This window comes from Synechococcus sp. C9, from assembly GCF_022984075.1.
Lineage (GTDB): Bacteria > Cyanobacteriota > Cyanobacteriia > Gloeomargaritales > Gloeomargaritaceae > Gloeomargarita.
Genome location: NZ_JALAAD010000001.1, coordinates 14,593 through 28,207 on the forward strand (window position 1 = coordinate 14,593; position 13,615 = coordinate 28,207).

Annotated in this window: 14 protein-coding genes; 11 read left to right on the plus strand and 3 right to left on the minus strand. The window is 56.5% G+C overall.

The window, feature by feature from the left end; translation table 11 throughout:
* Nucleotides 1–215 precede the first annotated feature (215 nt).
* Entirely contained in the window at nt 216–557 is a 342-nt protein-coding gene (locus MLD66_RS00070; protein ID WP_247214915.1) for a hypothetical protein, read from the minus strand.
* Between the two features lie 86 nt (nt 558–643).
* Between MLD66_RS00070 and budA the strand changes: the two genes are divergently transcribed.
* Nucleotides 644–1,459: an acetolactate decarboxylase gene (gene budA / locus MLD66_RS00075; RefSeq protein ID WP_247214916.1), complete on the plus strand. Its 816-nt coding sequence runs from the start codon at nt 644–646 to the stop codon at nt 1,457–1,459.
* A gap of 202 nt (nt 1,460–1,661) precedes the next feature.
* Here budA and MLD66_RS00080 read toward each other — a convergent pair whose 3' ends face one another.
* Nucleotides 1,662–2,345: a hypothetical protein gene (locus MLD66_RS00080; protein ID WP_247214918.1), complete on the minus strand. Its 684-nt coding sequence runs from the start codon at nt 2,343–2,345 to the stop codon at nt 1,662–1,664.
* Between MLD66_RS00080 and surE the strand changes: the two genes are divergently transcribed.
* The 8 genes from surE to MLD66_RS00120 all read left to right on the plus strand — a co-directional run bounded on the left by surE (nt 2,344) and on the right by MLD66_RS00120 (nt 9,726).
* Nucleotides 2,344–3,162, plus strand: coding sequence for a 5'/3'-nucleotidase SurE (gene surE / locus MLD66_RS00085; protein WP_247214919.1), 819 nt, complete (start codon nt 2,344–2,346; stop codon nt 3,160–3,162). The two genes, MLD66_RS00080 and surE, sit on opposite strands and share 2 nt — an antisense overlap.
* A gap of 65 nt (nt 3,163–3,227) precedes the next feature.
* A complete protein-coding gene (locus MLD66_RS00090; protein ID WP_247218858.1) occupies nt 3,228–3,698 on the plus strand; it encodes a GNAT family N-acetyltransferase in 471 nt (156 codons plus the stop codon).
* Between the two features lie 59 nt (nt 3,699–3,757).
* The gene (locus MLD66_RS00095) at nt 3,758–3,985 is read left to right on the plus strand and encodes a hypothetical protein (protein WP_247214920.1); all 228 of its coding nucleotides are present in this window, start codon (nt 3,758–3,760) and stop codon (nt 3,983–3,985) included.
* An 85-nt stretch (nt 3,986–4,070) separates the two neighbouring features.
* On the plus strand, nt 4,071–4,550 hold the full coding sequence (locus MLD66_RS00100; protein ID WP_247214921.1) for a DUF427 domain-containing protein: 480 nt from the start codon (nt 4,071–4,073) through the stop codon (nt 4,548–4,550).
* Between the two features lie 215 nt (nt 4,551–4,765).
* Nucleotides 4,766–6,760 (plus strand): Rne/Rng family ribonuclease, encoded by a 1,995-nt coding sequence (locus MLD66_RS00105; RefSeq protein WP_247214922.1) that lies wholly within the window; start codon nt 4,766–4,768, stop codon nt 6,758–6,760.
* 5 nt (nt 6,761–6,765) lie between these two features.
* Nucleotides 6,766–7,533 (plus strand): DNA repair protein RecO, encoded by a 768-nt coding sequence (gene recO / locus MLD66_RS00110; RefSeq protein ID WP_247214923.1) that lies wholly within the window; start codon nt 6,766–6,768, stop codon nt 7,531–7,533.
* On the plus strand, nt 7,530–8,774 hold the full coding sequence (locus MLD66_RS00115; protein WP_247214924.1) for an MFS transporter: 1,245 nt from the start codon (nt 7,530–7,532) through the stop codon (nt 8,772–8,774). The genes recO and MLD66_RS00115 overlap by 4 nt, the downstream gene beginning before the upstream one ends.
* Nucleotide 8,775: 1 nt before the next feature.
* Nucleotides 8,776–9,726, plus strand: coding sequence for an endonuclease domain-containing protein (locus MLD66_RS00120; protein ID WP_247214925.1), 951 nt, complete (start codon nt 8,776–8,778; stop codon nt 9,724–9,726).
* 2 nt (nt 9,727–9,728) lie between these two features.
* Here the strand turns inward: MLD66_RS00120 and MLD66_RS00125 are convergent, their stop codons facing one another.
* Nucleotides 9,729–10,448, minus strand: coding sequence for a superoxide dismutase (locus tag MLD66_RS00125; RefSeq protein WP_281438488.1), 720 nt, complete (start codon nt 10,446–10,448; stop codon nt 9,729–9,731).
* Nucleotides 10,449–10,591: 143 nt separating this feature from the next.
* On the opposite strand from MLD66_RS00125, the gene psaC reads away from it, so the two are divergent.
* Nucleotides 10,592–10,837 carry a photosystem I iron-sulfur center protein PsaC gene (psaC, locus tag MLD66_RS00130; RefSeq protein ID WP_071454602.1) on the plus strand — a complete coding sequence of 82 codons (246 nt, stop codon included), beginning with the start codon at nt 10,592–10,594 and terminating at the stop codon, nt 10,835–10,837.
* Between the two features lie 297 nt (nt 10,838–11,134).
* Entirely contained in the window at nt 11,135–13,609 is a 2,475-nt protein-coding gene (locus MLD66_RS00135) for an ATP-dependent Clp protease ATP-binding subunit (protein ID WP_247214927.1), read from the plus strand.
* The last annotated feature ends 6 nt before the right edge of the window (nt 13,610–13,615 follow it).

The following is a 13,615-nucleotide window of genomic DNA, read 5'->3' on the forward strand; positions in this document are numbered from 1 at the left end:
ATTTTGTATCGTTGTGAATAAATAGAGGTGCCCATAAATAAATCTATGGCAATCCTACTTGATTTACATTAGCTTGCGTGCCGTAGGCATACAAAAATTCCCCAGAACTAAGTAGACCCCTATTCCATTTTCATTTAGGATTGCTATATCAGCATAATTGACCTATGGCAAGGGGGGTTCAACCGTATCCCATAACTACTTAAAAGACTGTAAATCTAAAGGGGAATGCGCCCGGTGGTGAGCAACGTATAGCCCGTTGTTAATGCCAACAATGATAGGAATAATTGCCACAAACTGGTGGGTTGCAAAACCGCTCGACCACTGGCAATGATCAACACAATCGCAAAGATAATCGGCAAAAGTCCCCAGCTTTTGGCATCCCTAGGCAGTAAAACCAACATCAACACCCCAGCAGTGAGGGCAAGCACTGACCCATCGGCGGCGATACCCCGCCAAAAATAGGGGAAGGCTTGGGTGGTGAAAAAGATATTTTCTCCTAGGACATAGATGCCCCAGAGGGTCAAACCCAGACCAATTAATCGCAGAAAAAGATTCATGCCTGACAACCGCTGACACACCCTAGGTTTCCCTAGAGAACAATTCTTTAGTAATATTAAATCTAATACCACGCCCTGGCAACCCCATGTACATCAATATCTCCCCGCCATTACAAGCCGCCCTTGGTAAACGTAGCCAGGAAACCGGTCAGACCCCCGCAGAAATTGTCGCCATTGCCCTGCGGCAGTATTTGGAAATTGACGAAGAAACCCTCTTTCAAACCTCCACGATTGGAGCCTTAGTCGAGGGGGTGTATCGGGGGGATTTAACCATCGCTGAATTGCGAAATTATGGGGATTTTGGTCTGGGTACCTTTAATGATTTGGATGGGGAAATGGTGGTTTTGGATGGACAGGTCTGGCAGTTGCGTTCCGATGGGCGGGCCTACCCGGTGGCGGATGAGGTGAAAACGCCTTTTGCCACGGTGACGTTTTGGCAAGCGGATTGGACAGCGGTGCTGGATCAACCCTTAACCTATGAGGAATTACAGCGTTATCTGGACACCCTTTTACCTTCGGGCAATATCTTTTATGCGATTAAAATTTCCGGGCAATTTCGCTCGGTGCGTACCCGTACCATTGAACGGCAAAATCAACCCACCCGTTTGGTGGAAGCCGCCGCCCGCCAGCCGGTGCATGAATTTTTTGATGTGCAGGGTGATCTGGTAGGTTTTTGGACACCCAGTTATATGAAAACGGTGAATGTACCGGGGTATCATTTTCATTTTTTGAGTGCGGATCGACAACAGGGGGGTCATGTGTTGGATGTGTGTATTGAGCGGGTGGATATTGGCATTGATGATACGCCCCGGTTACGCATGGCATTGCCGGACACCCAGGAATTTTTGGGGGCAAATCTCACCCGGGATACGGAGCAGGAATTGCATCAGGCAGAAAAATAAAAAATCAAGGGATTTGATGGTGTAGATTTTTGGCTATCGTCACCATCCATGCAAGTAACAATTAACCAAAAAATGAACGCAGAAACCAAACAAGAAATATGGTTGATTCTCAAGTTAATTGCCCTCACGGGGGTAATCAGTGCAGGTATTAAAATTTTGGGGCAATTCCTCACCTTGGATACCCCTCCCGCTTGGGTGCCCATTATGGTGGTTGGGGGGACGATGGGCGGGGCGGGTTTGCTCTTGGGGTGGCAGACTTGGCGTGATAGCCGCCAGCAAATGTCACCACGCAGACCATCTGGGGCTGAGGCACACAAGCGACCCCCACCACCCGAAACAGGGGATTGAGCAAATTCACACGGTTGGGGCGATGCTTTTGCCCGTCATCAATCAACCAGGAAACCACGATGCTACGGGCGTGGGTGAAGCCCTGACTGCGGCAAAAACTGGCGTGACCTTCCCAGTGACCTTGGGTGTTCAGTTCGACTGCCAACTGGGTGGCGGTGATCTTCTGGGGAATGAGGCGTAGGGCGACCTGATCAATGCCCCCGACCCTCCGCAGAATCCCCAAGGGTTGCACTTGGTTCAGCCAGGCTTGTGCCTCCCGTAACCCCTTGACCCCCTCCCGGGTGCGTTGGCTGGGTTGCCCCGGCGGTTGCCAGCGTTTGCCCTGGTAATAGGATGTCCAGGCGTTTAATTGTGCCCCGTACCGGCGGGGATTTTGCCGCAGGAGGTTCAGTTCGGTGAGAATCCCTCGGGCGAGGTTCACCTCCGGTGTGACTCCTTGGGCAAGGACAGGGGCGCTAACGAAAACGGTGAGGATGCCAATTTTGATACAGTAGAGCCGCAGTAACCCAGCAACCACAATTGGGGAATCCTTCACCATGCGCCTCTTGGTTAGTAATGATGATGGCATTTTTGCGCCGGGATTGCGTGCCCTGGCCAATACCCTAGCGCAGGCGGGACATGGGGTGACGGTGGTGGCTCCGGATCGGGAACGCTCGGCTACGGGGCATGGTTTGACGCTCCATAAACCCATTCGGGTGGAGCCGGTGACGGGTTTTTTTAACCCTACGGTGACCGCTTGGGCGTGTACGGGCACCCCGGCGGACTGCGTGAAACTGGCTCTGGGACGTTTGTTGACCCATCCCCCGGATTTGGTCGTCTCCGGCATCAACCAGGGGCAAAATCTGGGTACGGATATTCTCTACTCCGGCACCGTGTCGGCGGCGATGGAAGGGTTGATCGAAAATATCCCTGGGGTGGCCTTGAGCCTGGCCAGCTATACGGAACCGGAATTTGGGGTCGCCAGCCGGTTTGCCGCCGGGTTGATCCAGCAATTGTCCCAAGAACCCTTGCCCGGGGCGATTTTATTAAATGTGAATATTCCAGCGGTGGCCGCTCAGCAGATTGCCGGGGTTTGCCTGACCCGCCAGGGGGTACGCCGCTACACCGACCAATTTGACGAACGGACTGACCCCCGGGGACGCACCTACTATTGGTTGGCGGGGACGGCCATTGAGGATGAACCGGAACCGGATGAGGGCGGGCAGAGCGACCATTGGCCGACGGATGTGGCGACTGTACGAAATCATAAAATTAGCATTACACCATTGCAGTACAATCTCACCCATGCCCCTGGGTTGGCGACCCTGGCGAACTGGTCGGGGTTAAACCAAGGTTTATACTGGCTAAAGGATTGAGGTGTCTGCGGGTGTTCTGGAAAAGTTTGTTCCCTGGCGCACTTGGCTCGGACAGCCCCACCGGCATTGGGGAGCGGGAGTTATTGGTCAACGAGTTTATCGCCGCCAACGGGGAACGGGTGCAGATTTACTTCAGTACCACCCGGGAGATTGATGTCTATGCCTTGGAAGCCTTGTGCGATGCGGTGGGCTGGGCAAAACGTCCCATTCGCAAGGTGCGTAAAGCCCTGGAATTTAGCTTTTTGGTGGGTTCCCTCTGGCAGGAACGGGGGCAAAATCGGCGGTTGGTGGGCTTTGCTCGGGCAACGTCGGATCATGCCTTCAATGCCACCCTCTGGGATGTGGTCATCCACCCGGAATTTCAGGGGAAGGGCTTGGGGAAAACCCTGATGCGCCAGATGATCCGGGAATTGCGCCGGGAAGAGATTAGCAACATTACCCTGTTTGCCGACCCCCATGTGGTCACCTTTTATGAGGAATTGGGTTTCCACCCCGACCCGGAGGGCATCAAGGGAATGTTTTGGTATCCGAATTAGATGGTCAAAGCAGAGAAAATGGTACGATTATCTAATACTTCACATGGACATAAGATGAGATGACAAGTCTGTTGCAAAAAGCATTTACAGAAATTCAGAAACTGCCGGACTTTCTTCAGGATCAAATTGCCCAACAGTTACTAGAAGATATTGAGAGTGAATTAAAATGGCAGAATAGTTTTGCAAACGATGCTATTGAATTAGGAAATTTGATAACCATGGCGCAGGCAGCCCTCCAAGAGGAGCAAGCGGGGGAAACAGAAGATAAAGGCTTTGGAGAAGCATGAGGTCAGCCAGAACTGCATCTGCCCCTATGGTAAGCTACCCATAACATCCCAAGTGATGCACAACGGGTGACTTGCCCGCACCTCCATGTCCCACCCCATGCCCCCAGAATCCGTGTGGGATTACCCCCGCCCCCCCCGAGTGGAACCGACGGCACACCTGATCGAGGTGTATATCCAAGGGGTGTGTCTCGCCCGCACCCAGAACGCCTATCGGGTTTTGGAAACCAGCCATCCGCCGGTGTACTATCTGCCCCCGGAAGATATTCAGATGCAGTACTTGCGGTTAAATCCCCGCAGGAGTTTTTGTGAATGGAAGGGGTACGCCCATTATTACGATGTGCAGATGGGCAACCAGGTGATCCGGGAGGTGGCCTGGGGCTATGCCCAACCGACAGCGGACTTTCGGGTGATCCAAAACCATTTGGCGTTTTATGCCCAGAAGTGCGACCGGTGCCTGGTGGCGGGGGAGGTGGTCACGCCCCAACCGGGGGAATTTTATGGGGGCTGGATCACGAAGAATCTGGTCGGCCCGTTTAAGGGACAGCCCGGTTCCTGGGGTTGGTAACAATGGGTGACCGAAAACGCTATAATATGCCCTAATCCTGGAATGATTCCTGGTGCGAGTGGGTCGGTTGTTGACCAGTTTTGGGCGATAAGTTTTTACGGTTCCAATCAGCAGTTAGTCAGTACCCATAGTTTTTTGGTGGGTGACTTGAGGGCAAAGGTTGAACCGGATCGTACCAGTGGAAGCCGGGGGACGGGTTCATCCAAGGAGTATGAATGTCTAAACAAATCATTTTGGCAGAGCAACATCGCATCGCCGCTGTTTTTGCCGATGACCAGATTCAAGAACTGGTGGTGGCAACGGGCAATTTGCAGGTGGGGGATGTGTTTTTGGGGGTGGTGGAAAATGTACTGCCGGGGATTGATGCCGCCTTTGTCAATATCGGCGACCCGGAACGCAACGGGTTTATCCATGTGTCGGATTTGGGACCCCTGCGCTTAAAACGCACGGCCGGGGCGATCACCGAATTGCTCATGCCCCAACAAAAAGTGCTGGTGCAGGTGATGAAGGAGCCGACGGGGAACAAAGGCCCCCGGTTGACGGGCAACATTACCTTGCCGGGGCGGTATTTAGTTTTAATGCCCTACGGACGGGGGGTATTTCTCTCCCAGCGCATCAAAAATGAAAATGAACGGCACCGTCTGCGGGCTTTGGCGGTGTTGATCAAACCGTCCCAGATGGGTCTGCTGGTGCGTACCGAGGCGGAAGGGGTGAGCGAAGAGGCGGTGATGGAGGATTTGGAAAATCTGAAACGCCAATGGGAAAAGATACAGCGGGATGGGGCGATGGCACGTTCGCCGGGACTGCTCAACCGGGACGATGATTTTATCCAACGGGTCCTGCGGGATTTCTACAGTGCCCAGGTGAATCGCATTGTCACCGATACCGCCGAGGGGGTGAAGCGGGTCAAGCAACAGCTCAGCAATTGGGGGGGGGGCAAACCGCCAGCGGGGGTCTTGGTCGATCACCACCGGGAACCGACCCCGATCCTGGAGTATTTTCGGGTGAATGCGGCGATTCGGGATGCCCTCAAACCCCGGGTGGATTTGCCCAAGGGGGGCTACATCGTCATCGAACCCACGGAAGCCCTGACGGTGATTGATGTGAATTCCGGTTCCTTTACCCGCTCGGCGACCGCCCGGGAAACCGTGTTGTGGACCAATTACGAAGCGGCGACGGAAATTGCCCGCCAACTGCGCCTGCGGAATATCGGCGGGGTGATCATCGTGGACTTTATTGACATGGAGGACCGGCGGGACCAACTGCAACTGCTGGAGCATTTCAGCAAAGCCCTGAAAACCGACAAGGCACGCCCCCAGATTATCCACCTGTCGGATTTGGGCTTGGTGGAACTGACCCGCAAACGCCAGGGGCAAAACATCTACGAACTCTTCGGTCAGACCTGTCCCACCTGTAATGGTTTGGGACATTTAGCCCGTTTGCCCGGACAGGCAGGCAGTGACGACACCCCCCCTAGCCCCCCCCGGGTGGTGATTGGGGAACGCTCGGAAAATTTGGAGGATTTGGGCTTTGCCCCTAGCCCCAACCCGGACTTGGGCTTTGCCACCCCCCTCTACCCCGTCACGCCCCTGGGAGGAAATGACCGGAATGCGCCCAACCGCCGCCGCCCCCGCCGTTATGAGAAACCGACCCCCCGCAGCGAACAGGAAGTGCCGCCTTTTGCCACCCCGTCCTCAGCCAGTCCGGTTCCCTCTGGAGGCAATGGCACCGGGAGCAGTAATGGTCTGCGGGAGGAACCCCTAGAGCGCCAGACCTTCCGCCGTCGCCCGCTCAAACCGACCCCCGCCCCCGCCCAGGTGGTGACCGTGGGCATGACCCCCGCCGAACAAACGGTGTATGCGGAAATGGGGCTTTCGCCGCTTCTGCTGACGGGGCAAACCCATCTCCAGGACGTGGCGGTCGAAGTCTGCTTACCGGAGGAGGTGCCCGTCTCAACCCAGCCGGAATTGCCGATGGCGCTTGCCCCGGAACCCCAACCTGTGGATGAGGGGATGACCCCGCCCACCCCCTTGGTGACCGCTGAAACCGAGGCAACGGATGCAATTGCCATGACTCCGCCCCCGGTCGTAGCCCCTGCCCCGGTAGCATCCCCGACCCCAGATACCCGTCGTCGCCGCCGCCGTTCCGCCAGCCTGGGGGAATCCGCCCTGGCGTTGGGCGATGATAATTCTGCGAGTACCGCCATCTAAAAACTATGGGGCGCACCTATCAGGTCACCGCCATCAACCTGCACCTCCAGGGTTTAGGGGAAGCCGACCGGCTGATCACCATCCTCAGCCCAGAGCGGGGAGTGCAACGGGTGGTGGCTGTCGGTGCCCGCAAACCCCAATCCCCCCTAGCCGGACGGACGGGCTTGCTGGTGGTGAACCAGTTGGAACTGCGGGTGGGGCGTTCCCTGGATCGGATTGTCCAGGCGACTCTCCTGCACACCCACCAGGAACTGGCGCAGGAGTACACCCGCTGGGTGACGGCGCAGTACTTTACCGAATTGGTCTTGGGGCAAGCCCTGGCGAATTTGGCGCAGGGGGAACTGTACCATACCTTCATCGAACTGTTGGCGAGCTTGGGGCATCTGCCCAGTCAGGAACCCTGGGAAATGGTGGTGCGGGGGGTAATGCGCCTGTTAACCTTAGCGGGATTGCAACCCCAGGTGCGCCTCTGTTGCCTGACCGGACAGCCGGTTTCACCCCAGGAACGCTTGGGATTTAGCATTCCTTTGGGGGGGTTGGTGCGTTTACCCTTACCCCCGGATACCCCGCCCTGCCGGGTCCTGCCCGCCGCCCAAGTGCAATTGCTCCAGGCACTGCATAGCCCCCCCCTGCAACCCATCCCGGCTTTTGCCCCCTGGCGCAGTTTGGAACCTCTCCTGCGGGGTTATGCGGAATACCACCTGGAGCGGTGCATCCGTTCCGCCCCCCTGCTGTATAGTACGATCACCCCAGCACCCCAGCAATGTCCATGAATGTGACCCAACCCAAACCGGCAGTAGGCTTGGCGAATCTGTGGCGGAATGGCAATTTCCTGGCACTCTGGTTGGCACAGGTGTTTTCCCAGATTGGGGACAAGGTGTACCTGGTGCTGATGATTGCCCTGCTGGATCAGCAATTTGCCGGTCAGGAAAGCATTACCCCCCTGGTCAGCGGCATCATGGTGGCGTTCACCATCCCGGCGGTGTTGTTCGGCTCCCTGGCGGGGGTGTTTGTGGACCGTTGGCGCAAACAGCGGGTTTTGGTGATCACCAACCTCCTGCGGGGGGGCTTGGTACTGCTGATCATTCCCGGTCTGTGGTTGCAGTGGCAACCCTTGGTGACGTGGGGCTTTCTGCTGGGGATTACCTTTGCCGTGTCCACCTTGACCCAGTTTTTTGCCCCGGCGGAGCAGGCGGTGATTCCCCTGATCGTCCCGGCGGAGCAGTTACTTCCCGCTAATTCCCTCTACACCACCACCATGATGGGGTCGTTGATTTTGGGTTTTGCCCTGGGCGACCCCCTGTTGAGCGTGGCGGCGCAGGTTTTGCCCGAGGGGCGGGAATTGCTGGTGGCGACAGCCTATGCTTTGGCGGCGCTGGTGCTGGTGCGGTTGTCCCCGCAGGAACGGCAAACCGAGCAGGGGGTGCAGACTTTGCCCCAGGTGTGGCAGGATTTGCGGGAGGGCTGGTCGGTCCTGCGGGAAAAACCCCAGTTGGGCAGGGCGGTGGCGCATTTGGTCGTTCTATACACGGTGTTTGCCGCCTTGGCGGTACTGACCATCCGTTTGGCGGAACAACTCCTGCGCCCGTCCCAGTTTGGTTTTCTATTGGCTGCCGCTGGGGTGGGGGTGGCGGTGGGGGCGCTCCTGCTCAATCTCCTGCGGAGCCGGGGCTGGTCCTACCGGCGGTATAGTGCGGTGGGGTCCCTGGTGATGGCTGGGGCATTGGTGGGGTTGGCGGCGGCGACCCATAGTCTCCCCTGGGCACTGCTGGGGAACCTGACCCTGGGGCTAGGGGCGGCACTGGTGGCTATTCCCCTACAAACCCTCCTGCAAACCGAAACCCCGGAGGAGGTGCGGGGCAAGGTGTTTGGATTACAAAATAATGCGGTCAATATCGCCCTGAGTTTGCCCCTGGCGGTTACAGGGGTGATTGCCACGCAGGTGGGACTGCCCCAGACGTTTCTGGGTTTGGCGGGGCTGGTGCTGGTGATGGCCGTTTGGCGGGGGAACTAGGGTGGCCGATACCTATCCCATCCATCTTTGGCCGCGCCGTCTCCAACAGGCTTTGGATGCCCTACCCCCCGGTGCGCCTCCCCGGCCGGTGCCGGTGCTTGCCCCACGCCGCCGCCCCCGTTGGCCTTGGGGGGTGAGTTTAGCGGTGGTGGTAGCCGTTGGCATCATCGTTGGTGGGGTGGCGGGGCTGATACTGGCCGGATTGGGGTTGGGGTTGATCGGGGTGGGTTATGCCTGGGAAGCCCAGCAGTATCGTCAACAATACCAGCATTATCAACACCAGCAGGAAATTTATCAACGGCAAAAGCAGGTTTATGAACAATGGTTAAAGGAACATGAATCCGAAGTTCAGCAACTCCGCCAGCCGAAAATCCAACAGGCGTTACAAAAAATGGTGGCCTATCCCGAACCGGCCAAATACCCCAAACCTGGCGTGAGTGAAGCGTATTTTCATTCATTCTTAAATCAATTTTTTCCCGGTATGATTCATAGTAATCTTGCCCTGGGTGACCCGATAAAGACTCAAAAATACCCCTATGAACCGGATTTTGTTTACATAGATGAGAAGCTAAATTTATACCTAGATATTGAGATTGATGAGCCTTATTTTTATGATCAAAAAACCAAGCAGGTCAAACCCCACCATATTAATGACCAAAAACGGGATGAATTTTTTCTCGCCGCCGGTTGGGTGGTGGTGCGATTTAGCGAATATCAAGTGGTGACCCAACCCCAATCCTGTTGCAAATACATCGCTGAAGTGATTGCCCAGGTGCAACAAACCCCCTTAGATACCCGCTGGGCATTGATTCCTGATTTGGAACCTGAACCTGGTTGGGATGAGAACAAAGCCCGGCAATTGATTCGCCAGCGCGCCCGTTATCATTACTTGAAACAATACTTACCCAAGGATATTTTTCAGGCTCAGAAGGATTACATCCTGCAATTATAAATTCAAGCCCCCACGAACCCCGCATAGCGTTGCGCTACCACCGGCCAATTCACCACCTGCCACCAGGCGTTCAGGTAATCCGCCCGCCGGTTTTGATAATTCAAATAATAAGCGTGTTCCCACACGTCATTGCCCAAAAGGGGCGTGAATCCCACGCTCACCGGGCTGTCCTGATTCGGGGTGGTCATGATGTGCAACTGACCGGTTTTGTCCGCCACCAACCACACCCAACCACTGCCAAAGACCTGGGTGCCCGCCTCGGTAAACGCCTGCTGAAAGGTTGCTAAATCGCCAAAATTTTTCGCTAAAGCGGTTGCCAATGCCCCGGTGGGCGCACCCATCTGCGGCGGTCGCATACTCTCCCAAAACAGACTGTGATTGTAATGCCCGCCCCCGTGATTCCGCACCGCTGTCCGAATGTCCGCTGGTATTGCGTCTAAATTTTGTAATAACTGTTCCACAGGTTTTCCCCTCAGTTCGGGATGCTTGGCAATCGCCGCATTCAGGGCTTTGACATAGGCTGTGTGGTGTTTGTCGTGGTGGAACCTCATGGTGCGCTGGTCAATCACCGGTTCCAGGGCATCGTAGGCGTAGGGCAACGGCGGTACGGTGAACACTGCAAGTTCCACCTGAGTCGTGTCCGCCCCGGCGGGTTTTGCGCCCAAACTCCCCAAACAGGTCAACGCCAATCCCCCCCAAAGCACCTGCCGTCGGTTTAACATCACGACCCCTCCAGCCCATCAGCACCCATTGTAACCAGAGCCATTCGTTAAATTCCTTGAAGATTCCTGACGGAATGTCCGGCACCCGCCTGGGAGTGCTATAGACTGGGATGCTAGAAACCTGACTGCGGAGCAACTCGGTTATGTCCCACGCTGTAAAAATCTACGATACCTGCATCGGCTGTACTCAGTGTGTACGTGCGTGCCCCCTGGATGTGTTGGAAATGGTGCCCTGGGATGGTTGTAAAGCGGGGCAAATTGCCTCGGCTCCCCGCACGGAGGACTGTGTGGGTTGCAAACGCTGTGAAACCGCCTGCCCGACGGACTTTTTGAGCATTCGGGTCTATCTGGGAGCCGAAACCACCCGCAGTATGGGACTCGCCTATTAGCCCGTTTCGGGGGTATGGTTGGCAATTCCCTGTCCATACCCTCATGCCCACCTAAGGGATGGGGACATCCATCAGGCGGGGATTAATAAAAAATTAAAAAATTGGGAACGGGTGGTCGCCGGAGTACTTCTGCCTGCATATTCCTGCATATCCATTCGGCGGAACGGTCAAACCGACAACAACAAAAATTTACGTCCCATGTCGTCCCTGTTCCGGGGCGGTTATCCGCCACCAATCCTCCCAGGGACAGGTTACGATATTACTATCTGCACAACCGGCTCAGGGCGGGGAAAGACTATGTTTGAACGTTTCACAGAAAAAGCCATCAAAGTGATCATGCTTGCCCAGGAGGAGGCTCGTCGCCTGGGGCACAACTTTGTGGGCACCGAACAAATCCTATTGGGGCTGATCGGCGAGGGCACCGGGGTCGCCGCCAAGGTATTGAAATCGATGGGGGTCAACCTCAAGGATGCCCGGATTGAGGTGGAAAAGATCATTGGGCGGGGTTCGGGCTTCGTAGCGGTGGAAATCCCCTTCACGCCTCGGGCGAAACGGGTCTTGGAGCTTTCTTTGGAAGAGGCTCGCCAGTTGGGGCACAATTACATCGGCACGGAACACCTCCTGCTGGGGCTGATCCGGGAAGGGGAAGGGGTCGCCGCCCGGGTGTTGGAAAATCTGGGGGTTGACCTGTCCAAAGTCCGTACCCAGGTGATTCGGATGCTGGGGGAAACGGCGGAAGTGACCGCTGGCGGTGGGGGTGGGCGCACCAAAACCCCAACCCTGGACGAATTTGGCACCAATTTGACCCAGATGGCTGCCGAAGGCAAGCTCGACCCGGTGGTGGGGCGGCAAACGGAAATTGAACGGGTGATTCAGATTCTGGGGCGGCGCACCAAGAATAACCCGGTTCTGATCGGGGAACCGGGGGTGGGCAAGACCGCCATTGCCGAGGGTTTGGCGCAGCGGATTGCCAACCGGGATGTGCCGGATATTTTGGAAGACAAGCGGGTGGTGACCCTGGACATTGGCTTGCTGGTGGCGGGCACCAAGTACCGGGGGGAATTTGAGGAACGGTTGAAAAAAATCATGGACGAGATTCGCCAGGCGGGGAATGTGATCCTGGTGATTGATGAAGTCCATACCCTGATCGGGGCGGGAGCCGCTGAGGGGGCGATTGATGCCGCCAACATTCTCAAACCGGCGTTGGCTCGGGGGGAATTGCAGTGCATCGGGGCGACCACCTTGGATGAATACCGCAAGCACATCGAACGGGATGCGGCGTTGGAGCGGCGGTTCCAGCCGGTGATGGTGGGTGAGCCGTCCGTGGAGGAAACGATTGAAATTCTGTTTGGTCTGCGGGAGCGGTACGAACAGCACCACAAGCTAAAGATTACGGATGAGGCACTGCGGGCGGCGGCGAAATTGGCGGATCGCTACATTTCCGACCGGTATTTGCCGGACAAAGCCATTGACCTGATGGACGAGGCGGGTTCCCGGGTGCGGTTGATCAATTCCCAATTGCCCCCGGCGGCGAAGGAATTGGACAAGGAACTGCGCCAAATTCTGCGCCAAAAGGACGATGCGGTGCGGAGCCAGGACTTTGAGCGGGCCGGGGAACTGCGGGACCGGGAGATTGAAATCAAAGCCCAGATTCGTGCCATTGCCCAAAGCAAGAAGCATGAGGCGCAAAACGGCAGTGGGGACAGTCCGATGGTGACGGAGGAGGACATTGCCCAGATTGTGGCTTCCTGGACGGGCATCCCGGTGAGCAAGCTGACCGAAACCGAGTCCGAGCGGTTGCTCCAGATGGAGGACACCCTCCACCAGCGGATTGTGGGGCAAGAGGAGGCGGTGCGGGCGATTTCCCGGGCAGTACGTCGGGCACGGGTGGGGCTGAAAAATCCCAATCGTCCCATTGCCAGTTTTGTCTTCTCTGGACCCACGGGGGTCGGGAAAACCGAGTTGACCAAGGCGCTGGCGGCTTACTTCTTTGGTTCCGAGGATGCCATGATCCGCTTGGATATGTCCGAGTACATGGAGCGGCACACGGTTTCCAAGTTGATCGGTTCGCCGCCGGGGTATGTGGGGTACAACGAGGGCGGGCAGTTGACCGAAGCGGTGCGCCGTCGTCCCTACACGGTGGTGTTGTTTGACGAAATCGAAAAAGCCCACCCGGATGTGTTTAACCTGCTGTTGCAAATCCTGGAGGATGGGCGGTTGACCGATGCCAAGGGGCGGACGGTGGACTTCAAAAACACCCTCTTGGTGATGACTTCCAACATCGGCTCCAAGGTGATCGAAAAAGGTGGGGGTGGTCTGGGGTTTGAATTCAGCGAAAACCAGGCGGATTCCCAGTACAACCGGATTCGTTCCCTAGTGAATGAGGAGTTAAAGCAGTACTTCCGCCCCGAATTTTTGAACCGGATTGATGAGATCATCGTCTTCCGGCAACTGACCAAGGAGGAGGTGAAGCAGATTGCCGACATTCTGCTCAAGGAGGTGTTTGGGCGCATGGCTGAGCAAGGGATTACCCTGCAGGTGACGGAGGCGTTCAAGGACCGTCTGGTGGAAGAAGGCTACAACCCCTCCTACGGGGCACGTCCTTTGCGGCGAGCGATCATGCGCCTGCTGGAAGATTCCCTGGCGGAGGAAGTCCTGTCGGGACGGATTCGGGAGGGGGATACGGCGACGGTGGATGTGGACAGCGAAACCGGTCAGGTGCGGGTGATTGCGGAAAGTCAACGGGAATTACTCCCCCAAGCCGCCAATTAGTTGCGT

What these genes read in the sequence shown, in the direction of transcription:
- MLD66_RS00135 (WP_247214927.1), top strand. Translation starts at nt 11,135, where the DNA reads ATGTTTGAACGTTTCACAGAAAAAGCCATCAAAGTGATCATGCTTGCC.
- MLD66_RS00095 (WP_247214920.1), top strand. Translation starts at nt 3,758, where the DNA reads ATGACAAGTCTGTTGCAAAAAGCATTTACAGAAATTCAGAAACTGCCG.
- MLD66_RS00100 (WP_247214921.1), top strand. Translation starts at nt 4,071, where the DNA reads ATGTCCCACCCCATGCCCCCAGAATCCGTGTGGGATTACCCCCGCCCC.
- surE (WP_247214919.1), top strand. Translation starts at nt 2,344, where the DNA reads ATGCGCCTCTTGGTTAGTAATGATGATGGCATTTTTGCGCCGGGATTG.
- budA (WP_247214916.1), top strand. Translation starts at nt 644, where the DNA reads ATGTACATCAATATCTCCCCGCCATTACAAGCCGCCCTTGGTAAACGT.
- MLD66_RS00070 (WP_247214915.1), bottom strand. Translation starts at nt 557, where the DNA reads ATGAATCTTTTTCTGCGATTAATTGGTCTGGGTTTGACCCTCTGGGGC.
- psaC (WP_071454602.1), top strand. Translation starts at nt 10,592, where the DNA reads ATGTCCCACGCTGTAAAAATCTACGATACCTGCATCGGCTGTACTCAG.
- MLD66_RS00105 (WP_247214922.1), top strand. Translation starts at nt 4,766, where the DNA reads ATGTCTAAACAAATCATTTTGGCAGAGCAACATCGCATCGCCGCTGTT.
- recO (WP_247214923.1), top strand. Translation starts at nt 6,766, where the DNA reads ATGGGGCGCACCTATCAGGTCACCGCCATCAACCTGCACCTCCAGGGT.
- MLD66_RS00080 (WP_247214918.1), bottom strand. Translation starts at nt 2,345, where the DNA reads ATGGTGAAGGATTCCCCAATTGTGGTTGCTGGGTTACTGCGGCTCTAC.
- MLD66_RS00125 (WP_281438488.1), bottom strand. Translation starts at nt 10,448, where the DNA reads ATGTTAAACCGACGGCAGGTGCTTTGGGGGGGATTGGCGTTGACCTGT.
- MLD66_RS00115 (WP_247214924.1), top strand. Translation starts at nt 7,530, where the DNA reads ATGAATGTGACCCAACCCAAACCGGCAGTAGGCTTGGCGAATCTGTGG.